We start from the raw sequence: 24,098 nt of genomic DNA, 5'->3' as shown, positions 1-24,098 counted from the left end.
TCTAGCTTCTAGCTTCTAGCTTCTAGCTTCTAGCTTCTAGCTTCTAGCTTCTAGCTTCTAGCTTCTAGCTTCTAGCTAATACTATTTACTCATTTTAAATGGTCGTACTAGTACTTTTTTGCAAACCCTGATATTAATACTACTACTTTAGTAAGTTTAAAAAACAGACTAATACTTTTTAAGTATTCCCAAGGATGTAACTGGGTCAGTTTTCCAAATATTTGGGGTGCAATATGCATTTATTCGAACCTGATACAACCAATACATCAAATGGTGCTCGTCCACTGGTATTTTACGTCATCATCACATGCGTGCTTTTTCTCATTACTTTCTTCAGCTTTCCCTCTAAAGCAATCACTATGATGTCTGGTGAGCTAGACAAGCATTTGAAGTCATATAACTATGGTACCAAAGCCGATGACCGCTGGGTGATGCCATCAGCTCAAGAACAACACACGTTCGAGCAAATGTTTGATGCCTTTTATCAACAAAATTGGCCGCTTGCAGAAGAATATGCCCAACAAATAGACTACCTAGTTATTCAGTTTTCAGATGTAGATACGGGTAATACTTACTACTTATTACAAGAGAAAAACCAATTGCCAAGTGCCGATTTTAAAGGAGGTGGCACTTATGTGCTTAACCCAAATGGCTTAAATGCGGTACTTCAAGCACCTCACCCAGAGCGCGACTCTTTCACAGGCACGCAATCAATTGATGCTTTCTTACACACACAGAGCAAGTTATTGATGCTCGCAGGGACACGACGTGACAGCAGCCATGATATTAGTGAATGTACAGGCACTAACTACTCTGCAAGTGACGTTGCACACCAAACTGAATCATACTTTCAAGTCGCTCACGAACAAGCTAGCAACTACGATGACACGACCGTGTTTATTCAATATCACGGCTTTGGCTCTACCACTCGCGCCAAATTACAATCTCAATGTGGTACCGATAACGACCTAATGCTTAATTTAAGTGAAGGAGTTCGCTATGCAACCAATGACGACGAACACAGTATTATGCAACTGCTCAGAAAAAACGTCGAAGCCGGTGGCAAAATTAAAGCCTGTGTTTATGGTAACGATACTAAAAGCCTAGGTGGCACGTGGAATGTTCAAGGTCGTCACTCCAATGGCTCTGTTGATAGTTGCCACAAAAGCGCAGATGCTTCAGCAAAACGTTTTATTCATTTAGAGCAAAGTTATGGCGTCAGAAAATATCACCGCGACGCAATGGCTGAGCACTTAAAACAGGCTTTGACTCAGTACTTTCAATAAGTTTTATTTGACGAAGATCCCCCAAGCAAAACGGCGAGTTAATGACTCGCCGTTTTTATTTGTAAATAAGCATTTCAAGACAGTAGTCACCAATCAGCAACTTTGATAGCTTAAATATTAGACTCCACCTAAATCGAACAATTGAGAAACAATATGTTTATAAGGAAAGCCATTAATATTGCAATTGCTAGCAGTTTAATACTCGTTGCAGGCACGCTTAGCCAACCGACCCATGCAGCTGACACCATCGTACAGCATATTCAAAAAAGCATTGTTATTGCAGGAGAGACACAACCTAAGACTACCTTAATGCAAAGGATGGCTGAAGAGAATGTGCCGGGGTTGAGCATCGCTGTATTAAAAAATGGTGAGATTATTTGGGCTAAAGGCTTTGGTATTGCTAACAGTAAGACAAAACAGCCAGTAAACGAATATACGCTATTTCAGGCGGGATCAATTAGTAAACCCATCGGTGCATTAGCCGCGTTAAAATTAGTTGAGCAAGGTCAGCTGTCTTTAGACGAGGACGTAAACAAATACCTAAAAGGTTATCAATTAACGGGGGCTGAGCTATCTAAAGACAGACCTGTCACCCTCAGGCAATTGCTTACTCATACCGCAGGGCTATCAGTGCACGGGTTCCCCGGCTATTCAACAGGTGATAACGTTCCTTCAACTATCGATGTCTTAAATGGTAAAGGTAACACGGCTAAAGTCGAAGTTGTGTTAACGCCTGGTTCTGAATGGCGGTACTCTGGAGGTGGCTACACGGTTATGCAGTTACTGGTAGAGCAAATTAGCGGACAGACATTTGCTGAGTTTACCGATGCAAACATTCTTAAACCTATGGGGATGCTGAACAGCACCTACGCACATACATTACCAAATGATCTTAAGAAACGAGCCAGTGCCGCATTTGATGGTGATGGCAATATGCATTCAGCTGTATTCAATGATTACCCTGAAAAACCAGCGGCTGGTCTTTGGACAACCCCAACTGATATTTTAAAGTATGCCTCTCATATGCAAGCCATTATGAAGGGTAAGAAAGATGGTATTTTGCAAAAAGAAACCGTCACAGCCATGTTTACCAAACATAAAAATGATTGGGGCCTAGGCCCTGCATTAATGGACGTTGAAGGACAACTTGCATTCGGACACGGTGGAAAAAATCTTGGCTTCACAAATGACTTTAAAGCGTTAGTAAATAAAGGCGATGCTTTTGTCGTTATGTCCAATGGTGACAACGCAAATACACTGAACAACGAAATTATGGCGACATTATCTAAACATTATGATGTTGCATTTTTAGCTCAAACTGTCATTCAGCCTGTCACATTAAACCCCCAGCAATTAGACGCCTATAAAGGTGAATACCTGCTACTCACCGACATTGGTTATAACGGTGACTTCATCTCTAAAATTAGTGTGAATGAAGGTAAGGTGACAATTCAAAATCCGGGGGACCCAATGCCGTCCCGACTCGTGCCGGAAAACACCTCGAAATTCATCAGTGCAGTTTCTGGCAATGAGTTTGTTTTTAAATTTGAAGGTAAAAAAGTGACGGGATTAACTGTTGCCGGTCGATTTGAATTACAAAAGATAAAGTAAAGAAAATTAATTAAAAAATATAAAAAAGTGCTTACTAAAGAGTAAGCACTTTGGTCTAAGTGAATTTTAAATCGGAAACTTTTTTATCTTGCTAAAACCTCAGCGTTTAAACTAATTGTGTTAGCATTTCTTCTGAGTATTCAACCACTGTTTCACCTGCTTGAACACGCTCAACATAATCTGGGTTGGCAATGAAAGGTCGACCAATCGCCAGTAAATCGAACTTATTATCAGCAATCGCTTCGCTTCCTGTCTCTGCAGAAAAACCACCCACACCCACCAGCGTGTGTGGGTAATTTTGTCGAATATAGCCACTTACAGTACCACCTAAATAGTCGAACTCCATGGCATCATCGAAGATACCCACATGCAAATAAGCTAATTGGCGTTCAGACAATTGATCTAATAAATAGTCAAATACGGCTTTGTCTCTGCTGTCTGCTTCCATATTAAAATATGCCCCAGGAGAAACACGTAACGCGGTTCTATCTGCGCCGATTCGGGCACTGATGGCATCTACAACTTGTAGTGGAAAACGTGCCATATTTTCAGGTGTCTGACCAAACTCATCTTCACGGGTATTACTTGAGTAATGTAAGAATTGATCAACCAAATAGCCATTAGCACCGTGGATCTCTACACCATCAAAGCCAGCGTCGATGGCATTCGATGCAGCTTGTGCAAAATCTTCTACCATTTGCTGGATCTGCGCTTGCGTCATAGGGGTTGGCGTTTGGTACTCAAGGTCTCGCATTCTCGGCACAGTGCCTTCAACCTTCACCGCACTTGGTGCAAGTACTTCATCGCCTTCATAAAAATACGGGTGAGAAACTCGCCCTGTGTGCCAAATTTGTGCAAAAATTTTTCCGCCATTTTTGTGTACTGCGTCTGTGACAACGCGCCAACCATTGATTTGTTCGGGCGTAAATAAACCCGGTGTATTTGGGTAACCTTGGCCGTCAGCGCGAATTTGTATTGCCTCTGTGATAATAAGGCCTGCACCTGCTCGACGGGCATAATAATCAACCATCGCTTGAGTTGGTACTAAATTATCATCGGCCATACAACGCGTAAGCGGTGCCATTAAGATTCGATTCTTTAGCTCTATGGTGCTGTTTAATGCAAATGGTTGAAATAGGTTGTCAGTCATGGAGTTTCTCTTTAAGTAACATTCTTGAACGTTTATTCAAGATAGTCATATTTGAATGATCGTTCAAGAACTTTTTTGAACAAACATTCAAATTGATTTAAACTTGCCTCATTAACACTTCAAAACAAATACAATGCGTAGTGCCGAATTCGACAAAGTTGCAGTACTTCGAGCTGCCATGCAGGCCTTTTTAAATAAGGGTTACACTAAAACCAGTATGCAAGATCTTAAACAAGCAACGGGTCTTCACCCTGGATCTATTTACTGTGCTTTCGAGAACAAGCGAGGCTTACTACTGGCTGCAATTTCGCAATATAACCAAGACAGAAGTGATGAGTTTTGTGCTTTCTTCATCAATAGCGACTCAAGTAAACAAGGTTTAGAAACCTATTTAGCACATATTGTTGAAGAGTGTTTAAGCTGCGATACCAGTAAAGCCTGTTTGCTCACAAAAGCACTCAATGAACTGGCCGAACAGGATGACGAAGTACAGACCTTGATAAGCCAGCAGCTAGATGCATGGCAGTCAGCAATCACCGACAAATTTGTTCGCGCACAAGATGAGGGTGATATTTCTGATTCACGTTCAGCGGAATGTAGAGGACGATATTTTGTAATGGGTATTTATGGCTTACGTACATTTGCTAATACGCATCCAGAACCAGAAATTTTAAAAAAGTTAGCAAAGCAACTTTTTAAAGATGTTTGCGCTTAATCAAATCAAAAAGAGCCATTTCGGCTCTTTTTCGATTCATTGAACGTTAATTAGTTAATGTCATCAGGGCATGTTCTTAATGTTGAGCGCTCGGTGGTGTAACACACTTTGTTTAATAAATTTACGAACTCTAACGACTTTACGAAGCTGTTTTTGTCTTGATAAATCAGTTCACTTTTGTCGTTATAACACTCAATGTAACCTGAGTTAACTAAACACACGCCCTGTGGTGTTCCAATTAGATTATCAATATAACTTTTTCCTACAAACAAGTTATTGAAATAATCTGCCTGTTCGCCCCAACAGTGCCAGTCACCTGAACTGTATTGAGCACACATGTCTGTATTACTCATAGCAACAATGTTAATTACACCCGCTCTTTCAGGTACTTCTAATACAGACAATGGCCCTATACCCTGACAACTCACTTGGTCATCATTATTGAGTAAACAAACAAACTCTCCCTTGGTTACACCCTTTTTAACAGGGGCAGCTAGCTCTCCTACATCAAGCAAAGTATATGAATTATCTCGACATGAGACTTCGTCGGCTCTGAAATAACAGGTATAGCGTTCACCTTTGTCATAAATTCGAGATGTCATATTGGTTTTTAAATCGGCTTGTATCAATTGGTTTTCACTATCCCGTGCACTGAGTGTCACAATACGAAAGCTGCTCGTTGCGTTATTAGTGACTTTCGCATCAGTCGAATTCAGAGTTTCAATTGTTAAATCATCATAATTAGTTGACCAACTCATTGCGTTGATTGGATTATTTAGACGCTCTTGCCCATAACCAAATACATAAAAATCACTACCTGAAATATAGGTTTTTTCTGAACCTGCAAATAATTTCAAGTTACTTTTATTAAGATTGACCGAAACATATTCTATGGTTGAAACCGTACCGGCATTCATAACGACTTTGAGCATCAGCTCTCTATCGAGTAAAATTTCTGAGGCTTTCAAGGTGAAAAATAAATTTAAACCATCTTGAGTCAGTGTCGCAGTATCTAAATCTGCGTAACTCACGTTCGATACGTCGAGTGAAACACTATCTAACACCCCAGCTTTATCAACTGCTAAAGCATTGAAAGTCAGCGGCTCGTTTTTAAATAGTTGTGGCAATTCACTTGGCTGCTCTATATCTAATGTCGCTTTGGTCGCAGATTCACTGAGCAAAGCAAATACAGCATTTTTTGTTGCTTCAAGCCCATTTTTAAAAGTGACTTTGTATTGCACCAAGGTACTTACTAACGAAGTATTTTGCGACGGCATTACCAACGAAAGCTCGGTCGCCGACTCTTCTTTTTGTTTAAAAATTTCTTCGTCAATTACCCACTCAAAAGACTGAATGTCATCAGCACTGTCAGTATCAACGCTCACCACCACTTCTTGCCCCGGCGCAGCATAAGCTCTGTTCACCGATAACGAAAGCTTACCGACTTGCACGACATTATTTACTTTAACTTCAGTTTGAACAGACTTCTTTTCGCCGCTTTGAGCTTCAACATCGAGTACTAATGTTGCACTGGTATCATCAGATACTTCATTCGCTTTGATAGTCACAGTCTTATTCTTGGCATTAACCAGTTCTCCTAACGAAGTATCTAACCAGCGCCATTGATAAGAGGTAATGCGCTCAGATGATTGAATTTTTGGCTCTATCAATAAATAATCTTGCTCGTTAAGCGCATAGCTTGCGTCAAGATTCACCGTTAGACCCACTTCGCTTTTCGGCAAAATAGTTAGCTTAAAAGGCTGTTGGTATTCATCATGATCTGTCGTTACGACAAAGTTCAAATTATAGGAGTACTCGCTAGATAACGTCGGCGCTGTGAATGTCACGACTGAAGAACCACTGTTATTAGATTCTTGCGTTGTAACTTGTTTGTTAGCAAGGTCTAACTCATCTGTTTGCCATTCAATATCAATTATTTCTTCACGTGAAGAAAATTGTGCTGTGATTTCAACTGAGTCACCAGAGAAAAATTCATAGTTATCTTGTAAATCAATAGCCACTTGATTATTTGAGGCTTTCACCATAACGATGAAAGTTTTCTTTACTTTGTTATCGGCACTATCTGTCACTTCAAGAGTAAGTGTCACTTCTTGATCTGTTGTAACAACAGGAAATTGCACTAATACCCCCGTATTTGACGAGTTCTTAAAAGTCACACCACTTAATGAGCTGGTCCACTTAACTTTGACGCTTTCATTTTCTGGGTCAGAAATGGAAGTCTTTAGTCTCATTGCTGTTAGTGAAGACGTTTCTGAATCACCTGAAATACTGACTTGAGGGGCTTTATTTTGACTCAGAGGTTGTGAATCAACTGTCTCTTTTTTACTTCCACCGCCACCTCCACCGCAGGCAGTTAACAAAATACAAAAAATAAATAGTAAGAGATAACGCATTCTAATGTTCCTTATTTAGCTTAAATTCCTCAATTAGAAACTTACATTGAAGCTCAGGAAACCGCACTTTAAAAAGTGTATTAATTTGTAAGTAATTAATTTTATTTTAATTACTGCCAATTCAGGAACATTGCATAAAATTCAACGGGTACATTAATGCAAAATGTAACAACAGCCATATATTGTTTCAAATATAACCAAATGAACTATTCACAACAGGTTACCACTATGTTAAAAAAACACTTCACCATAACAATGACAACATAGATTAACAGGGAAAATATGAAAGTAATCAATAAACTATCTACGATAGCAATGGCTGTAATCGTTGCTAATTCAACTTCGGTATTTGCAGCTGAAAATAACGAGGAAGTAGAGCGTATTGAAGTCACCGGCTCACATATTAAACGTACTGATATGGAAGGCCCATCACCAGTCCAGTCTCTTTCTGCAGCAGATCTCGCTGCGACGGGCTCAACGGATTTAATTGGCGCATTACAAAAGTTACCAGTTTCTGGGGCGGGTACTTTTAGTACCCAAGGTAACTCTAGTGATGATACAGCCAATGGTGGTTCAAGTGTCGCGCTACGTGGCTTAGGTGCTTCATCAACATTGGTATTAATTAATGGTCGTCGCGTTGCTGTCAGCCCATTCGCAAAAGACATCGAAACCTCTTTCGTTGATTTAAATACCATTCCTGTTTCAGCAGTAAAGCGCATCGACATTCTTAAAGATGGTGCGTCTGCAACCTACGGCTCTGATGCCGTAGCTGGGGTAATCAATATTATTATGCGTGACGACATCGATGGATTTGAAGTCGCAGGCAAAATTTCAGATACCGCTGACGGCGGTGGTGAAGAGCAAAACTTCACCCTGCTTTGGGGCTCTACCAGTGACAAAGGTTATCACAACTTCTCTTTAGACTATTTTAAGCGCGGCGATGTTTTCTATGCTGATCGTGATTATGCCTCAACAGCCGATCAACGTTTCCGTGATGGTAATAACTCGCTGAGCTCTTCAGGTATCCCAGGTAGTATAGAAGTCGTTAGAAGCATGCTAACAGACGCACAATGGAGTGCCCTGCCAACGAAGAGTATTGCCGATGACGGCACACCAGTTAAACAAACTATCTTTGCAGACGTTTGGGGCAATGATAAATGTGATGAGTCACTGATCATTGGCGATATTTGCCGCTATGACTATGCACCACACATGAGCCTAGTGCCTTCAACTGAGCGTATTAGCTTTAACTACAACGGTGTGCAAGAAATCACAGATGACATTGAAGGTTTCATGGAGTTTTCAGCGCAACACGCTTCTACATTCATTCAAGGTGCAGGAAGCCCAAGCTTCACCGAATTATTCATGAGCGGCGATAACCCAAATCATCCACTTGCCGATGACGCAGACCATTTCCTACATGGTGTTGATATTTCAATGCGCCGTCGTACATATGATATTGGCAACCGTAAGAAAGACGTAGACTCTGAGTATTATCGTGCCGTGATCGGCGCCCGTGGTACATTCAATGATTGGGATTGGGAAACAGCTTACTCAGCTATTCGTTCAAGTGCAGTAGAAAAAGGCTTTGATGGCTTCCCGAACAAACTGCGTGCTCAAGAAGCGATCGATAAAGGTTATTGGAATCCGTTTGAACCAAGTACCAATACCCCTGAAGGTTTAGCATTCATTGAAACAACAACAACACGATATGGTAGCTCAAGCATGCAGTCTTTTGATGCGACGGTATCAGGTGAAGTATTTGAACTTGAAGCAGGTGCAGTGGCTGCGGCATTTGGTTTAGAACACAGATACGAGAAAATCGAAGATAACCCAGATAGCCAGTACCTACGCGGTGAGATCTTTGGTACGGAAGCAACACAGGCTAACGGTGATCGCGATAACACCGCCCTATTTGCTGAATTCAGTGTGCCAGTGCTTGAAACATTAGAACTGCAATTAGCTCTTCGTTATGAAAACTATAGTGACTTTGGTAACACCACAGATCCTAAAGTTGCTTTCCGCTGGGCGCCTTCTGAAGATTTAGTTGTTCGTGGTTCATGGGGTACTGCGTTTAGAGCACCTTCTTTGGTTCAACTTCACTTAGGCCGTACTGACGAATCGCCAAGCGTCATCGACAAAGAGCGCTGTAAAATCACGGGTTCAGAACTTGACTGTGAACCGTACGAGTACACAGCCGTTGTTGCTGGTAACAAAAACCTACAACCCGAGACATCAACTAACTACAATTTAGGTGTTGTTTGGCAAGCAACTGAAGACTTCTCTGTAGGCGTAGACTATTGGAACTACGACCAAGAAGATCTTATCAAAAAAATCGGTGCGCAAAAGCTAGTTGATTGTTGTGGTACTGATGCAAACCTTGTTGTACGTGGTCCGAACGAAGGCAGTACGCCAGGTCGTATTCAAACGATTTATGATACCTTCGTGAACATTGGTGGTCGTGAGACAGATGGTTTTGATTTAAACCTTGCTTATAAGCTTGATACCAATGACATGGGCTTCTTCAAGTTTGACTATAAGCTTAGTTATGCACTGAACTTCGAAGAGCAATCTTTTGAGAGTGATGAAAATGGTAACACCTCAATTGCTGCTGAAGATCTGAACGGTGAATATCAGCATCCTCAGTTCAGATGGACTGCAAGCATTGATTGGGAGTTAGACAATGTACTCACTACGCTAAGCTTCAGTCATATCGACGCTTATAACGACCTAGCTGATGCAAAAGGTAACAAGTTTAAGATTGACTCTTGGACCACGCTGGATGCATCAGTCAGCTACACAGGTTTTGATAATCTAATCTTAACTGCCGGTGCAGCAAACCTCATGAATGAAGAAGCACCGCAAGCGCCTTCTGAATCTATGGGTATTGATAATAAAACGCATAATGCGCTTGGTCGTCAGATGTACGCGAAATTCAAGTACAACTTCTAAAGACATAAAAGCAAAAAGCCCTAGAGAATTTTCTAGGGCTTTTTATTAATTCAGGTTTTTAATTACTTACCACTTCTTGTACCGGCTCCGCCTCGAGTAGCTGTTGTTCTTTCATATCGCTCAGCATCCCGTTCAGCAAAGGCTCTACGATAAGCATCTTCTTCTTTAGTCACACATTTTTTCTTTACAAATCGACTACCCAGCTTTGGCTCTGTGTAACACACCATATTTTCTTCATCTATTTCTTCATTATTAGCCTGAAGGTTTTTACTAGTAGAATTACAGCCAGCTAAAAAAATCATCGCGATTAATGAGGCACTCAGTGTAAAACTTTTCATAATTATTCCTTGTTGTCTGATCTGTACAGAATAAAGCTACACAAAAAACGACAGATTGTGTAGTTTTTATTCAAATTAATTTATACAGTTATCATAAAACGTTGTTGTTGCGGGCCAATCACTAAATACACCTATTACACCCACATCTTGGGCTAGAAAATCTAAAAGCGTTAACGTAAATCCATCATCTTTAGCTAACTCTTTCACTGATTGATAATAAAAACCACCACCATTATTGAGCGGTCCAGACCTTTCTAGTGACCAGGCTATGATTTTTAATCCCGCTTTTTTTGCCTCTATTGCATAAGTTGATTGCATTAGAGTTCCGTCTTCACTGACGGCAACTAGCATCCAAAGCGGTGGCGCAATAATATTCACCCCCATGGCTTTCAGTTCATCCATCGTATGTAGCCAAGTACTCGGTTTATTGTGATCAAACCCAGTAATTTCATAGCTATCGTCTAGATAAACTACCTGCTGCGAATACTCTGAGTGGTGTTTAATCCAATATTGTACGTCTGAGAGTAAAAAAGACTGTGGAAATACATCTTCCGCTGACACACCAGCCTGCTTATATTCAGCAATTAGTTTTGTCGCATAGTCTTGCTGTGTAAAGCCATTGAATGGCATCTCAACTTGAGGTGTTTTAAGCTCAGGCGTCATTTTTACGCCTAGCCGTTTGAATAACGCAATACTTTGTTTATGCGTCATTAATGTACCACTTGCTGCATATAAATCAGTGCGCCACTTAGGTGTGCCCTGCATATACTCTTGTTTTGTTCTAGCAAATTCGTTGGCACCATCCATCTTGCCTTTTAGTTGCAAAAATTCGTCTAAGGTTAGATCCGAAGTACAACACTGGACCTGTGCCTTAATGCCTTTATTGATATCACCTGATCGAAAAGGAACACGGCATTTATTTGCAAGTTCAGGCATGGCTAATATGTTTGTCGTGGTATGCAGATCGCACTGAGAATGACGACACACTAAGGCTTTGTCTTTGGTAAAAGCCACATCGCACTCTAATATGCCAGCCCCCATTCTAGCTGCTGCTATATATGACTCTTTTGTATGCTCAGGAAATTGCAAAGGCGCGCCTCGGTGGCCTATAGAAAAGTCAGTCTTTTTAATGCTCGAAGCTTCACACGCGCTAAGTCGGCTCTTTAGTTCAGACTCTGGTAGTTGTTCAAGTAAATAGTATGGTCGCACACCGACTTGAACTTCCTCATTCGATAGTTTGGGTTGCTTGGAGCTACATCCTGCAAGAAGCATTAAAGCTAACCCTAGAAATCTCTTCATCATAAGCTTTTTATTTGTTCACTTATGACAATTAAAACACCTAATAATGACAATAAAATGGATGTCGTCACAAAACTCATCACAAATAGCTTGAATAAAACCTTTACTTTTAACCATCTAAAAGCCTAAAAAAACCAAAATACCCATTTCAGGGAAAAATTTATTTAATTTAACAAAACAAGGAAAATGCATATTACTTTCATAAAATAGAAATTCTGAGATATTTATATCTTAAAATAGAAATTTTTACATAAACTATCCCAAATGAAATCCGATGAGTATTTTTTATTCAATTCTCACCTTGACAAAATCCCGTCATAATTTAACTTTTAACACACCAGATTAACAACTGGTTAACTTAGAAATATAAATAAAGGACAACAAGATGAATAAAACTCTGATCGCTGGTGCTGTTATCGCTGTGTGTGCAACACAAATGGCATCTGCTCAGCCAGCTACTTTCCAAGGGGCAAGTTTAGATTTAGAAGTAAACAACACCTGTATTGTTCGCTTCAACGATGACGTCTCAAAGTTTGATGTAGAAGGTAAAGCGCGCGGCATGTTGGTTTCAAGTAATGCCAAAGCAAAACATATTTATAAAAATGCCATTAAAGGCATGGCAGTCAACATGAGTTGTGATAAGGCAAAAGCAGCTTTTGCTAATAACGCTGATATTATGCGCTTTACGCCAGATGGTATGGTACACGCTAACCCAGCTAAAGCATTTAAAGGCAAGCCAGGTTCTGGTGGCGGTAGCAATGGCCAAACTACGCCTTGGAGCGTCTCGCGTGTGGGTGGTCCAGTTGACGGCAGCAACTACACAGCTTGGGTTTTAGATTCTGGTATCGACTTAGACCACGCCGACTTAAATGTTGACAGTTCACGCGGTTTTACCGCATTCACGAAAGGCCGTGATGCAGGTATGGACGATGGTAACGGTCACGGTACGCATGTTGCAGGCACAATTGCAGCATTAGACAATAACATTGACGTGGTCGGTGTTGCAGCGGGTGCAAAAGTAGTACCAATCAAAGTATTAGATTCTCGCGGTTCAGGTAGCTGGTCTGGCGTTTTAGCGGGTATCGACCATGTTGCAGCAAATGCAAGTGCTGGTGATTGTGCAAACATGAGCTTAGGTGGTGGTTTTAACCAAGAATTAAACGATGCGGTTGAAAATGCGGCACAACAGTCAGGTGCCTTCTTTGTGATTGCAGCAGGCAACGAAAGCCAGCATGCGTCTAATGTTTCTCCTGCAAGTGCTTCACACAACCGTGTATTCACAATCTCTGCAACTGATTCTAACGACCGTTTTGCGAGCTTCTCAAACTATGGTAATCCACCAGTAGACTATGCAGCACCGGGTGTAAACATTCTTTCAACACGCAGCGGTGGTGGTACAACAACAATGTCGGGTACTTCAATGGCTTCGCCTGCAGCATGTGCCGTTATCATGATGAGTAATGGCAACCCTAGTGTGGATGGCAAAGCGATTAACGATCCAGATGGCAACGCAGACAGCATTGTACATCTTTAAATTGTGCACCTTTAATTAGTTGCTCTTTTGTGAGCTGTTCGTTGCTTAACTAACGCTCACATAAAACACTTCATATCATTCAAAAAGGAGAAGCGGATCTTCTCCTTTTTGTTTAATTTCTAAAACAATAAAAACTTAAATCCAATCAAAATCAATACCACGCCACCGAGCATCTCAGCTTTACTTTCAAGCCAAGTACCAGACTTATTGCCAACCAACACGCCTAAGTAACTAAACACAGCGGTAATAACCCCTATGATTAGACAGGCAATAAATGGATTTACCGACATTAAGTTTAAAGTGAACCCAGCAGCCATGGCGTCAATACTGGTAGCAATGGCCAATAAGCACATCACTTTTTGTGTTAGTTTTTTAAATTCTACTTCTTCATCGCCATCAAAGGCTTCGTAAATCATTTTTGCGCCAATACCAAATAACAAAATAAAGGCTATCCAGCGTTTGTAATCATCGACCCAACTTAAAAGTCCTGCACCGCCTAAATAACCAATTAGCGGCATGGCTCCCTGAAAAATACCAAAATAAAGGGCACACATTAGAGCAACTTTAGGTAAATTGTTTTGCTTTTTAGCGCCAAGTCCAACCGATACCGCAAATGCGTCCATACTCAGCGCGACGGCCAATATCAATACTTCAAACATTCAACTTCACAACCATCTTAAATTGGTCGTGAATGTTAATTTATTTTATTAGAGAGTAAAGCGAATTTATTCTTTGCACTCTCTTAAAGCCTTGATATGTTGTGCTATAAAAAAATGAGAATTCTATGCTTAGATTTATCCTCGCATGTTTTACACTTTGTTTTTCACTCAATAGTCTGGCTGGAGCACCAAAATATTTTAATAAAGCGATTAATGATGAATATATCGCAATATTAAAGCACTTTAAGCAAATGCTTCCCGCTACAAAATTAGAGCTTGCGTATTTACCTTCTTTTTACCCATTTGCCATAATGGATGTAAGCGCTACAAATTTTGAAAGCAATGAAGATAAACAAAGCTTTGCGAATTTTAACTATGGTGTTCTCGGCCGCGCCTATCTAAATATTAGTCAACAACAACAAATACAATTACTTAATACCGTCATTTGCAAACATGAGAAATGTGAAAAACAACGTTTTGAAATCATTAACCCTTTTCTCAATAGCGCCGAAACTGAACTCAGCAATTTAATAAAACAACGTGATATCGAAATCGTCCAGCAAACGTCAGAGGACGTGTTTCGCATCAATAATTCATTTTTTAGTCCTGAAGAAGTGTTGCAATATTCACCCTCAAGAACTGCCGGCTTTATACCGTCGGCTGAATTCAAAATAATTCCGCTTAACGAAGCACCAGCAGACTTGTTACTTGCCTCAAAAACCCATGCCCTCAGAGATACAATGACAAAATTCAAGGTTGCAGCCATAACCAGAGTTAACGGTAATAGTCTGAATATTATTTTTGGAGGGTTAGGAGATAATCACTGGGGCATAATGATGAATTACTTAGAAAAGCTACCTGAACCCGGTGAGTATAATCACCTAGGTCTACAATATGAGATTATAAAAAAGATAAACCAAACTATGTTTTATTATCAAACAAATTAGGCCGTGTTGGTTAAACAATGGACTTGGAGAACACACACAATTTTCGCCTTTTTATGACAATAAAATAGTCTTAAAACATCTTAAATCTGCACAATGTAATAGGTTTACTATACTAGTTGAGAAACGAGTTCCTTTTTTAATTCGCGTTATTAGGAGCTTAATGTAACTAAGTAGCAATGATGGATTGCATTGTATGGGTGATTACTCAAAGGCGATTATTAACCTCTTTTTTTGCGTTGCAATGTTTAATGCGTATGCAGAAATCAAAACTACTGAAACTAAGGCGGTTTATAGTTTATCACTGCAAGACTTACTTAACGTGAAAATTGCCACCAGCACACTCACAGACAAAGCAATTACTGATATTCCCTCTCCCGTCACGGTCTTTACTCGGCAAGATATTGAAACAATGGGTCTGAGGTATTTACACGAAATACTAGAGTTTGTACCGGGCTATCAAGTTACACGCTATAGTAATTACCCCTACGAGTACTCCGCCTCCTCACGTGCACTAACCTTTGGCGCGTCGAGTAAAAAAATTCTATTTTTACTCGACGGCCATAAAATCAATGGCCCGCGCTCAGGTAATGCGGCTCATTTAGCTAACTTTGCTTTGGCGCATATTGAACGACTAGAAATTATTCGCGGTCCTGGCTCTTCAATCTACGGCAGTAATGCGTTTACTGGCGTTATCAATATCATTACAAGAAAAACCGGAAAGTCGGTCAGTTTAGCAACTGGCAACGACATTGATTACGATTTATTTGTAACCCACTCAGGCCAACAAGGTGACTATAATTGGAATATTCAGGCAAATCGTATTGAAGCCCCAGGTAGCGACTACATACTAAATAATACCTTTACTCAGCAACCTTTTCATACTCAAGACCCATATGACTTAACGACACTTCATGCCCAAATACATAATCAAAACAGCGCCTATACCATACATTTTAGGCAACTGGATATGACTGAGTTTTATCATATTGCCCGCACCAGCAACGAACATAACTTTTCACGCCATAGTGCTTTACTATTTTTGACCGAACATCAATTTAGCCTAGTTGACAACATTCAATCTCGTCTGCAGTTTGACTACCTACAAACCACATTAAAAAATGGCAACCAAAGTACGCCAAGCGGCGTGTTTAGTAAAATCAGTGAACCGAGTAGTGATGCACCTTTATTTGGCTATGGGGTATTTGAAGACTTTAGAGCAGCCCTTGCTTTGCATAACAACTGGCAAGCAACTCAGGAGTCGAGTGTGCAATTTGGTTTTGAATGGCAGATTAACAAAGAACAACGGGCCGAAGGATTTACTAACTACGATCTACCCGCATTACTGAATCAAAACTACCCTATTCAGCATTACCCTAATGTTGACTATAAAACACAAATTGGCGGTGAAACCTCTCAGCCTTTCATTGGCGCTTATGCGCAATATCAAATATCGTTCGCAAAGATAAATTGGGTTATCGGCGGCCGGTTTGATCGCTACCCAGATCTTAAAACACAATTCACGCCAAGACTTGGAGCAGTCTATCTAGCTAATAACCACTGGCAATATAAACTACTTTATGGCGAAGCTTTCAGAGCACCAGAGCTCAGTGAGTTAACTTTATTCAGCGGCATCACTCGAAGTGGTAACGCCGACTTAAAAAGCGAATCGATTAAAACCACCGACTTCATCGCACAATTCACGGGCGAGCAACTGCTATTTTCGGTTGATCTATTTTATAACCATTTCTCAGACCCCATAATCAACGGGCTGGTAAGTGAGAACCTCGCTGGGCAAGTTAATTCAACCGATCAATATGGTCACGGCATAGAAACTGAGCTAGTTTGGGAGTTACAAAACAATATAAAACTAAGAACAACAGCCACCTACTTCACAAAAAGGCCTATTTCTGCGTTTAGAGATTCAAAAGCATTAGCAAGTATTCAGCTAGAGCATTCACTAAACAACTTAACCTATCAATTATCTGCAACTTATCGCTCCAACAGAGAAACACCAACTTCAACAGAGCTGAATAACAACATTGCTGGTTTTTGGTATCTCAGGGCATATCTTCATTATCAATTAAACCCTAAGCTATCCTTAAAATTTGCCATCAATAATTTACTCGATGATACGTTGTATAACCCTTCTACTGTACCAGCTCACCCTAACGGCATACCGTTAAAAGGTCGTAATGGTACACTAGAGCTTACTTGGCAATTTTAGGTATGGCCATAAAATATCTTTTACTTTCAACATTCTGTATTGTGCTCATGCTAAGCAGCTTTAACAATAATGCAGAAGACACAACCTCTGAACAAACCCTAAAGTCAGCTTTTATAGGTCAATTTAGCCACTTTATAAATTGGCCAAACAGTCCACAGCAATTAAATGTCGCATACATGGGTAATGATGACCAATATTGGCAGGCCCTTCAAAGTATGGCGAGCTCTGGAGCGTCCAAATACCCTTTAACATTAAGCCGCATTTCTAAAGCAGAACATGTGCTTTTAACAGACGCACATATTTTAGTAATAGGACAAAGCCACAACAGATATATTTCTGGGATCAATGCCTTGTTAGGCGACCGAGCAACCTTGCTCGTCAGCGAATATGTCTCTGACAACAAATTGATTGGCATTAACTTTTATAAAACCGACAAACAAACGCTGTCTTTTAACCTTAACCGCTATAACCTGCTTTATCAGGGACTCACAATCAGTGAGGATATTGTCTTGCTCGGCGGCTCTGAGATTGATGTTGCTCATATGGTTAAAGAGATGACCGCCAAACTCTCCAATTCAGCTAAACAAATCGATAAGTTAAACAACCATATAAAAAACCAACAACAAACCATCACCAGTAAACAAACTCAAATAGAACAAAAACAAGCGCAGATAAATAACCGAAACAAAGAGCTACTTCGACTCAGTGATAAAATCAAACAGACTCAGTTTGACCATGAAAAGCAATTAGACGACCTTGCCAATCAATTAGCTGAGAAAGAACGCCTACTCAAAGATAAACAAAATAAAGTGAGCGAGACTCAAAGTGAACTTGATAAAATGAACGAGCAAAGTCTTAAATTAACGGCACTTATTGATAAAAACCAACAACACATTGAACAACAAACTCAAAAATTAAATCGTTTATCAAATGGCCTCAAAGAAAAAGAACAAGCGTTGCAGGTCAAAGAAAAACAAGTAGAACAAACCACTAATGTGCTATTTATTAGCCTAGGCGCATTGATAGCTTTTGCTGTGCTTGCGGCAAACCTATGGTATTTATCTAAACGTAAACAAGCCCTAAACAAGCTACTAGAAGCACATAACGAAGAGCTAGAAAACATCAATCAGCAGCTTATATCAACGCAAAAGCAACTCGTTGAATCAGAGAAAATGGCGTCACTTGCTGGTTTAGTGGCGGGGGTTGCGCACGAAGTTAACACACCATTAGGGGCTGCAATTACAGCCGTCACCCACCTAAGCGCGATTTCGACAGAGATCTATTCAGATTTCAAAGATAAAAAACTATCAAGCCAAAAATTTGAGCGTATTCTTGAGGAGCAGCTACAAGCAACCGATATCATTTTCAAAAATTTGTGCCGCTCTGCAGATCTGATCAAAAGTTTTAAGCAAGTGTCAGCTGACCAAGTATCTGAAGCAGCCAGAGAGTTTGAAATAGGAGATTATCTACACGAAATCATCACGAGTTTAAAACATGAGCTTAAACGCGCCCAAGTTGATGTTTCTATTCGCTGTGATTTTCAAAAACGTATTTACACTTATCCCGGCGTTTTTTCTCAGGTGATCACCAACCTTGTGATTAATTCACTTATTCATGGCTTTAAATCTCAACAAGCTGGGCACATCCAACTCGAAGTAAAACAAGAAAACGGACACATCTTCATTAATTACACAGACAATGGGTGCGGCATAGACAAACAGAATATAGATAAAATTTTCGACCCTTTCTTCACCACAAACCGAAATTCAGGCTCGACAGGGTTGGGCTTGAGTATTTGCTATAACTTAATCACCCAAAAAATGCAGGGAAATATCACCTGCTTAGAAAGTGAAAGCGGCGCACACTTTGAGCTGTCTTTTCCTTTTACAATTAAAGAAGCTAAAAGCTAAAAGCTAAAAGCTAAAAGCATCTTAGATGTGACTCGACTAACAAAGATGTTTAATGTGCTTTCTATTTCCTCAATAACACCGACATCAGTGTAAATTGACTGGTGCAATGTGCTCACCAAACAGTTTCTAAATGAGATAAAAACGTTAACTTTGTAAATAGTTAAATAATAATTAGAAAATAAAGCAACAAGAAAAAGAAAATTTAATAAAAAACCACAAAAAGTGAATATTAATTCTTTATTTTTGAATAAACATGAGTAGAATCACCGTTCTCAAAATGACGTTCAAATTAACTATGAGGTTTTACGTGTTCTCGCTTTTTCGTCCTTCAATGATTGCCCTTGCAGTCTCTACTGCGGTTTTACCAAGCACATTTGCACACGCGCAAACTCAGCCTAATACTGAGTTAAAAGCGCAACTTTCTAAAGAGATTGAGACTATTCAGGTAACTGCAACACGACGAAAAGGCACAGTGCAAGAAGCCCCACTCAATATTACAGCGGTCGACAATGATGTGATGAAGCAACAAAACATCACTGACCTTGAATCTGTATCACGCTGGGTGCCTGGTTTAACCATTACCGATCAGGGCGGCCGTGAAAGCTCACCTATCATTGTTCGCGGTTTGAATACAAATTCATCTGAACGCGCCTCTGATTCTGGTACGGTTGCCACTTATTTAGGTGAAATTCCACTGAGTGTTAATTTACGTTTAACCGATATCGAACGTGTAGAAGTGCTGATTGGCCCACAAGGCACGCTTTATGGTGCGGGTACATTAGGCGGTGCTATTCGCTATATGCTAAAAGCACCTGAGCTTGATTACACTGAAGTACAAGTGAGCGGCGACGTGTTTGCCCTATCTGAAAGCGACGGCCAAGGTGGCGAGTTTGGTGCAGTTTTAAACCTGCCATTGATTGAAGACACACTGGCACTGAGAACGAGCTTTAACCATTACACCCATCCTGGATATATCGATTACAACTATGTGGTTAAAACTCCGGGTGTTAGCAAGCCAGATATTGACTGGAACAACTCAGAAGAGTTTGCACAAAACATCACACAACATAAAGATGCCAACGACGAAAGCATTACCACAGCTCGCGTATCTTTACGTTATCAGCCGTCTGATGTGTTTGAGGCAACGCTTAACTACTTCTATCAAAAACAAAAAAACGGCGCGAACAGCATTAGCCAATATCAAAGTTTGGCGAGCAGCAATCCGCTTGCTGACAAAGTTGGTAAATACGAGTCTGCCTATCGCGTATTAGAGCCAAATACCCAAGAAGATGAGCTACTCAGCCTTGAATTAAAAGTAGATTTAGACTTTGCAGAGCTTGTTTCTGCAACGGGTTTAACCGACTACGAACAAGTGGGTCAACGTGACCAAACCGATCTGCTTTATGATATTTGGCCAGGTTACGCTGACTTCCCAAGCTTTACCGCACTAACTGACGACACCAGTAAAGTGAAAAACCTCACACAAGAAATTCGTTTAGTGTCTAAAACCGACACAGCGTTAAATTGGATAGCTGGAGTCTATTACAACAAAACCGAAGGTAGTTCAGACGACCGTGAATACACGCCAGGCCTTAGCGATTTTTGGGGCGGCGATATCACCAATATCGAAAAAGACCTAGAGTATTTAGCACTGGGTGAATACGACAACAAAGAACAAGCTATTTTTGGTGAAGTTGGCTATGCGTTTAGCGATAAACTGAATGCCACTGTCGGTGCGCGTTTTTATGAGTATGAAGTAAAATCACTGTCTGGTGCTGTTACACCGCTATACTCAGGTGATATTAGCAGCATCAGCCAAGTTCCAATGGAACTGGTTGAAGCCAGCGACAATGGCTCATTATTTAAGTTTAATGTTGATTACAAGTGGGATAACAATGTCATGACCTACTTCACTATCAGCGAAGGCTTTAGATTAGGCGGTGGTAATGGCGTAATGTCATGCCCTGAGGTATTGCCTGATCAACAGATCATTTGTGCGTTACCACACGAGGTGGATTATAAGCCAGATACCACCACCAACTATGAGTTAGGCTTAAAGTCGACTTGGTTTAAGAACAAGTTACATTTGAATATCGCAGCCTTTAATGTGCTGTGGAATGATGCACAAATTCAAGCAACCACGGTTAACGGTAAAGCCATTATTACGTCAAATGCCGGTGAAGCTCAAAGTAAAGGTATTGAATTCGCGACTCGCGCAATATTAACCGATAACTTAAGCACGTATTTAACCTATTCATATGCCGATGCAGAGTTAACCCAAGACGCGCCAGCACTGTTTGCGGTTTTCTCTGAAGACGACTACAGCAGCGAAGAAATCGCCAAATATCAACCTTACTACAATGGTGAAAAAGGCGACCGATTACCGGGAGCCCCGAAGCATCAGTTGTCATTTGGCGTAACCTACAACACCGACGTATTGGAAGATAAACTACTGACCATCAACTATGGCTTAACGGCACAAAGTGATGTGATCACCAAAGTAGGTTTAAAAGCTGACGGTGAAACCCTAGCTGGTTACGCTATGAGTAATTTAAGCTTCAGACTTGCCGGTGAAGCTTGGTCAACCACCCTATATGTGAACAACTTATTCGATAAATACGCGCAAACTTCTGTGCGTCGAGATAAGTCTTGGGCGGGCGAAGGCAAATATCCAGAGCTTTCAAAAGCACTGCCAGAATTACAACGTGTGTACGGGCACTATGTCACCACACCTCGTACTATTGGCCTTAAATTTGACTACCAGTTTGAGTTATAAATGAACATAGCCAGTCAAGTTAAAGAATACCTTGCAAAGGGCGCGCTCACCAAAGCGCACCCTTTATTGGTGTCTTGGTTACAACAAGAGCCCCACAACCCGCAGGCTTGGGGCTTTCTGGCTGATCTAAATTTACTCGCTGGAGATAAAAGCAAAGCGCTTAAAATTATTAACAAAGCACTGAGTTTAGCGCCGTCATTACCTATTACACTTCACCTAGCTAAAACGGCATTGTTGGCGGGCGATCACCAACAATGTGACAATATACTCAGAGGCTTAACCTTTAATACAGCACACCCACTTTCAGCTTCTGCAATCGAGCTAGATTTGGCCGCGAATTTATGGCTTCGCCTCAACCAACCATATCACGCACTCAGTTTATTCGAGCAAGCGCATTCATTTGATGAGTTAAACACAAACATTAGTTTAAATTACGCGATATGCTTAAAAATGGCTGGCAAAATACAAGATGCTGAAAAGTTATTTGAGTCTGTAATACAGCAACAGCCTTTAAACGAATTGGCGCACTTATCACTCGCTGAGCTCAAAGCTGACAAATCGAATACTATTCCAATTTTGTTAGAAAAGGCGCTCGAACAGAAGCCTAAAAGCCAGTACCTCAATTATGCCAAAGCCTTATATCTAGAAGCACAGAATGACTACAAAGCAGCATGGCAAAGCTTTGAATTAAGTAAACAAACACCAGCACAAAGCGCTCAGTTTGACGCAAACGCCCACCAGCAGTTTTGTTTAAATCGCATTCTCAGTGCTACCAAAGAACATCTAGCAGCGCTTTTTAAAGATGCGCCCCTAAGCAGTAACCAAGCCATTGCCCCTATTTTTATTGTTGGCATGCCCCGCTCTGGTACCAGCTTGTTAGAGCAACTTTTAGCAACGCAACCACGACTCAAAGCGCTCGGTGAACTGAGTTTTTTACCTCAATTACTAAATATAAAAGCGGGGTTTTATAAGCAAACAGAATTAACCCTTTCGGATACTCCTGAATTACTTCTTAAGCAATATACTCAAATACTTAACCAAAAAAACAAGCAAGCAGAATTGCGACAAAACAATATAAGAGGCATAGATAAACAACCGTTTAACCTCTATTTTGTAGACGTGATTTTGAAGCTGTTTCCCAATGCGAAAATCATCTGGCTGGTGCGTAATAAATTCGATACCTGTGTTGGTAATTTTAGACAAGCCTACCAAGTAAACAGTCCTTTTCATCATTACAGCTTTGATTGGCAACATATAAATGGCTGTTACGACGACTTTATGAAGCTAGGTACCCATTGGCAGCAAATATTTAGCGAAAGCTTTATGCGTGTCGATTATGAAAATTTAGTGAGCGAACCACACTCTCAGCTTGCAGATTTATTCAAATTTCTAAATATCGAAGTCGAAGGTGATCCCCTTGACTTTCATCAACATAATTACTTCTCAGCAACCGCCAGCAAGCTGCAAATAAGACAGCCCCTGAACACGCGTTCCATCAATAAATTTAAGGGGATTTATCCTGCATAAACCGTTATAAATCATCAGGCGTGAAATTGGCTTTAAAAGTAAACGCATAAGGAGAGTCACCATGCTCTCTTAAATATTGTAAGCGCGCTTTTGCTTCTTCAGCGGTGGGAATGTGCCCCTCTTCAATCCACCATAATACATAAGAGTCTTCATTTAGCTTTTCGAACCACTCGCCTTTACGTCGCATAAAATCACGGTGATGGGTACGAAACATAAAGTCTTTAAGGGAGTCTGGACTTGTCCATACTGACATATTGATTAACAAACTCGGATCGTCAAACGCTTGAATGCTCGTCGCATCACCCGATTCATCCATTAACCGCCATACAAAGCCTTCACTTTGTTCCGCTGTGGCATTTACCACATCGAGATTATCAACAAAGTCTTTAATTTCTGGAGCATCTAAAGGGTATTTTGCTCGGGCTATATTCAATTGTGCTAAATGCATGACTCTCTCCATGAAAAAACAAAAGGCTAAGTTGCATCGCAATCACACCCGCTCAACAACTTGTCTATCAATTAAGTAAATAAGGTCAAAATGCTTTAGTTCAATATTCAATCAGTAACTTATTTAAAAATAAACAACAATAAGTCCCTTGCTCAAACACGCTAGCACAATAATTTTTTCCTATATCATAAAGCGATATTCAATGTAGAAGGAAGTTATGACCAAAAGAGGCATAATTTACATGTAGATTTTTAATAAGGTGGAGCTGGTGATTAAGAGTTAATGTTGCAAAATAAGTGCAATCAGTA

General features: G+C 40.5%; 16 protein-coding genes. 10 read left to right on the top strand and 6 right to left on the bottom strand.

The window, feature by feature from the left end; all coding sequences use genetic code 11:
* Positions 1 to 233: 233 nt before the first annotated feature.
* Together AC1HJP_RS13940 and AC1HJP_RS13935 are read left to right on the top strand one after the other, a co-directional pair.
* A complete protein-coding gene (locus AC1HJP_RS13940) occupies positions 234 to 1,286 on the top strand; it encodes a hypothetical protein (RefSeq protein WP_480362350.1) in 1,053 nt (350 codons plus the stop codon).
* Positions 1,287 to 1,439: 153 nt separating this feature from the next.
* Positions 1,440 to 2,897, top strand: a complete 1,458-nt coding sequence (locus AC1HJP_RS13935) for a serine hydrolase domain-containing protein (RefSeq protein ID WP_480362349.1) — start codon at positions 1,440 to 1,442, stop codon at positions 2,895 to 2,897.
* Between the two features lie 106 nt (positions 2,898 to 3,003).
* On the opposite strand, the gene AC1HJP_RS13930 is transcribed toward AC1HJP_RS13935, so the two are convergent.
* On the bottom strand, positions 3,004 to 4,047 hold the full coding sequence (locus AC1HJP_RS13930; RefSeq protein ID WP_480362348.1) for an alkene reductase: 1,044 nt from the start codon (positions 4,045 to 4,047) through the stop codon (positions 3,004 to 3,006).
* Between the two features lie 133 nt (positions 4,048 to 4,180).
* On the opposite strand from AC1HJP_RS13930, the gene AC1HJP_RS13925 reads away from it, so the two are divergent.
* Positions 4,181 to 4,762, top strand: coding sequence for a TetR/AcrR family transcriptional regulator (locus AC1HJP_RS13925; RefSeq protein ID WP_480362347.1), 582 nt, complete (start codon positions 4,181 to 4,183; stop codon positions 4,760 to 4,762).
* 50 nt (positions 4,763 to 4,812) lie between these two features.
* On the opposite strand, the gene AC1HJP_RS13920 is transcribed toward AC1HJP_RS13925, so the two are convergent.
* Positions 4,813 to 7,176 (bottom strand): hypothetical protein, encoded by a 2,364-nt coding sequence (locus AC1HJP_RS13920; RefSeq protein WP_480362346.1) that lies wholly within the window; start codon positions 7,174 to 7,176, stop codon positions 4,813 to 4,815.
* Positions 7,177 to 7,491: 315 nt separating this feature from the next.
* Between AC1HJP_RS13920 and AC1HJP_RS13915 the strand changes: the two genes are divergently transcribed.
* The gene (locus AC1HJP_RS13915) at positions 7,492 to 10,128 is read left to right on the top strand and encodes a TonB-dependent receptor plug domain-containing protein (RefSeq protein WP_480362355.1); all 2,637 of its coding nucleotides are present in this window, start codon (positions 7,492 to 7,494) and stop codon (positions 10,126 to 10,128) included.
* Positions 10,129 to 10,190: 62 nt separating this feature from the next.
* On the opposite strand, the gene AC1HJP_RS13910 is transcribed toward AC1HJP_RS13915, so the two are convergent.
* On the bottom strand, positions 10,191 to 10,466 hold the full coding sequence (locus tag AC1HJP_RS13910; RefSeq protein WP_480362345.1) for a hypothetical protein: 276 nt from the start codon (positions 10,464 to 10,466) through the stop codon (positions 10,191 to 10,193).
* Positions 10,467 to 10,541: 75 nt separating this feature from the next.
* On the bottom strand, positions 10,542 to 11,738 hold the full coding sequence (locus tag AC1HJP_RS13905; protein ID WP_480362354.1) for a glycerophosphodiester phosphodiesterase family protein: 1,197 nt from the start codon (positions 11,736 to 11,738) through the stop codon (positions 10,542 to 10,544).
* 412 nt (positions 11,739 to 12,150) lie between these two features.
* On the opposite strand from AC1HJP_RS13905, the gene AC1HJP_RS13900 reads away from it, so the two are divergent.
* Positions 12,151 to 13,299, top strand: a complete 1,149-nt coding sequence (locus tag AC1HJP_RS13900) for a S8 family serine peptidase (protein ID WP_480362344.1) — start codon at positions 12,151 to 12,153, stop codon at positions 13,297 to 13,299.
* Positions 13,300 to 13,418: 119 nt separating this feature from the next.
* On the opposite strand, the gene AC1HJP_RS13895 is transcribed toward AC1HJP_RS13900, so the two are convergent.
* A complete protein-coding gene (locus AC1HJP_RS13895) occupies positions 13,419 to 13,958 on the bottom strand; it encodes a manganese efflux pump MntP (RefSeq protein WP_421964727.1) in 540 nt (179 codons plus the stop codon).
* A gap of 125 nt (positions 13,959 to 14,083) precedes the next feature.
* Here AC1HJP_RS13895 and AC1HJP_RS13890 point away from each other — a divergent pair, with 125 nt between their 5' ends.
* From AC1HJP_RS13890 to AC1HJP_RS13870, 5 genes are all read left to right on the top strand, one after another.
* Complete coding sequence (locus AC1HJP_RS13890; RefSeq protein ID WP_480362343.1) at positions 14,084 to 14,905, top strand: hypothetical protein; 822 nt, start codon at positions 14,084 to 14,086, stop codon at positions 14,903 to 14,905.
* A 193-nt stretch (positions 14,906 to 15,098) separates the two neighbouring features.
* Complete coding sequence (locus tag AC1HJP_RS13885) at positions 15,099 to 17,129, top strand: TonB-dependent receptor plug domain-containing protein (RefSeq protein WP_480362342.1); 2,031 nt, start codon at positions 15,099 to 15,101, stop codon at positions 17,127 to 17,129.
* Between the two features lie 2 nt (positions 17,130 to 17,131).
* Positions 17,132 to 19,039, top strand: coding sequence for a YfiR/HmsC family protein (locus AC1HJP_RS13880; RefSeq protein WP_480362341.1), 1,908 nt, complete (start codon positions 17,132 to 17,134; stop codon positions 19,037 to 19,039).
* A gap of 295 nt (positions 19,040 to 19,334) precedes the next feature.
* Positions 19,335 to 21,815, top strand: a complete 2,481-nt coding sequence (locus AC1HJP_RS13875; RefSeq protein WP_480362353.1) for a TonB-dependent receptor — start codon at positions 19,335 to 19,337, stop codon at positions 21,813 to 21,815.
* The gene (locus tag AC1HJP_RS13870; protein ID WP_480362340.1) at positions 21,816 to 23,342 is read left to right on the top strand and encodes a sulfotransferase family protein; all 1,527 of its coding nucleotides are present in this window, start codon (positions 21,816 to 21,818) and stop codon (positions 23,340 to 23,342) included.
* 4 nt (positions 23,343 to 23,346) lie between these two features.
* On the opposite strand, the gene AC1HJP_RS13865 is transcribed toward AC1HJP_RS13870, so the two are convergent.
* Positions 23,347 to 23,790, bottom strand: coding sequence for a DUF3291 domain-containing protein (locus tag AC1HJP_RS13865; RefSeq protein ID WP_480362339.1), 444 nt, complete (start codon positions 23,788 to 23,790; stop codon positions 23,347 to 23,349).
* Between the last annotated feature and the right edge of the window lie 308 nt (positions 23,791 to 24,098).

Source organism: Pseudoalteromonas sp. NFXS53, assembly GCF_056629255.1.
This window is presented reverse-complemented; position numbering and strand designations above follow the sequence as displayed.

Bases quoted from the DNA above. Each gene is read 5' to 3' on its own strand.
- AC1HJP_RS13930 (WP_480362348.1), bottom strand. From the start codon at position 4,047: ATGACTGACAACCTATTTCAACCATTTGCATTAAACAGCACCATAGAG.
- AC1HJP_RS13910 (WP_480362345.1), bottom strand. From the start codon at position 10,466: ATGAAAAGTTTTACACTGAGTGCCTCATTAATCGCGATGATTTTTTTA.
- AC1HJP_RS13895 (WP_421964727.1), bottom strand. From the start codon at position 13,958: ATGTTTGAAGTATTGATATTGGCCGTCGCGCTGAGTATGGACGCATTT.
- AC1HJP_RS13900 (WP_480362344.1), top strand. From the start codon at position 12,151: ATGAATAAAACTCTGATCGCTGGTGCTGTTATCGCTGTGTGTGCAACA.
- AC1HJP_RS13870 (WP_480362340.1), top strand. From the start codon at position 21,816: ATGAACATAGCCAGTCAAGTTAAAGAATACCTTGCAAAGGGCGCGCTC.
- AC1HJP_RS13940 (WP_480362350.1), top strand. From the start codon at position 234: ATGCATTTATTCGAACCTGATACAACCAATACATCAAATGGTGCTCGT.
- AC1HJP_RS13925 (WP_480362347.1), top strand. From the start codon at position 4,181: ATGCGTAGTGCCGAATTCGACAAAGTTGCAGTACTTCGAGCTGCCATG.
- AC1HJP_RS13880 (WP_480362341.1), top strand. From the start codon at position 17,132: ATGGCCATAAAATATCTTTTACTTTCAACATTCTGTATTGTGCTCATG.
- AC1HJP_RS13905 (WP_480362354.1), bottom strand. From the start codon at position 11,738: ATGCTTCTTGCAGGATGTAGCTCCAAGCAACCCAAACTATCGAATGAG.
- AC1HJP_RS13865 (WP_480362339.1), bottom strand. From the start codon at position 23,790: ATGCATTTAGCACAATTGAATATAGCCCGAGCAAAATACCCTTTAGAT.
- AC1HJP_RS13875 (WP_480362353.1), top strand. From the start codon at position 19,335: ATGAGGTTTTACGTGTTCTCGCTTTTTCGTCCTTCAATGATTGCCCTT.
- AC1HJP_RS13890 (WP_480362343.1), top strand. From the start codon at position 14,084: ATGCTTAGATTTATCCTCGCATGTTTTACACTTTGTTTTTCACTCAAT.
- AC1HJP_RS13920 (WP_480362346.1), bottom strand. From the start codon at position 7,176: ATGCGTTATCTCTTACTATTTATTTTTTGTATTTTGTTAACTGCCTGC.
- AC1HJP_RS13915 (WP_480362355.1), top strand. From the start codon at position 7,492: ATGGCTGTAATCGTTGCTAATTCAACTTCGGTATTTGCAGCTGAAAAT.
- AC1HJP_RS13935 (WP_480362349.1), top strand. From the start codon at position 1,440: ATGTTTATAAGGAAAGCCATTAATATTGCAATTGCTAGCAGTTTAATA.
- AC1HJP_RS13885 (WP_480362342.1), top strand. From the start codon at position 15,099: ATGGGTGATTACTCAAAGGCGATTATTAACCTCTTTTTTTGCGTTGCA.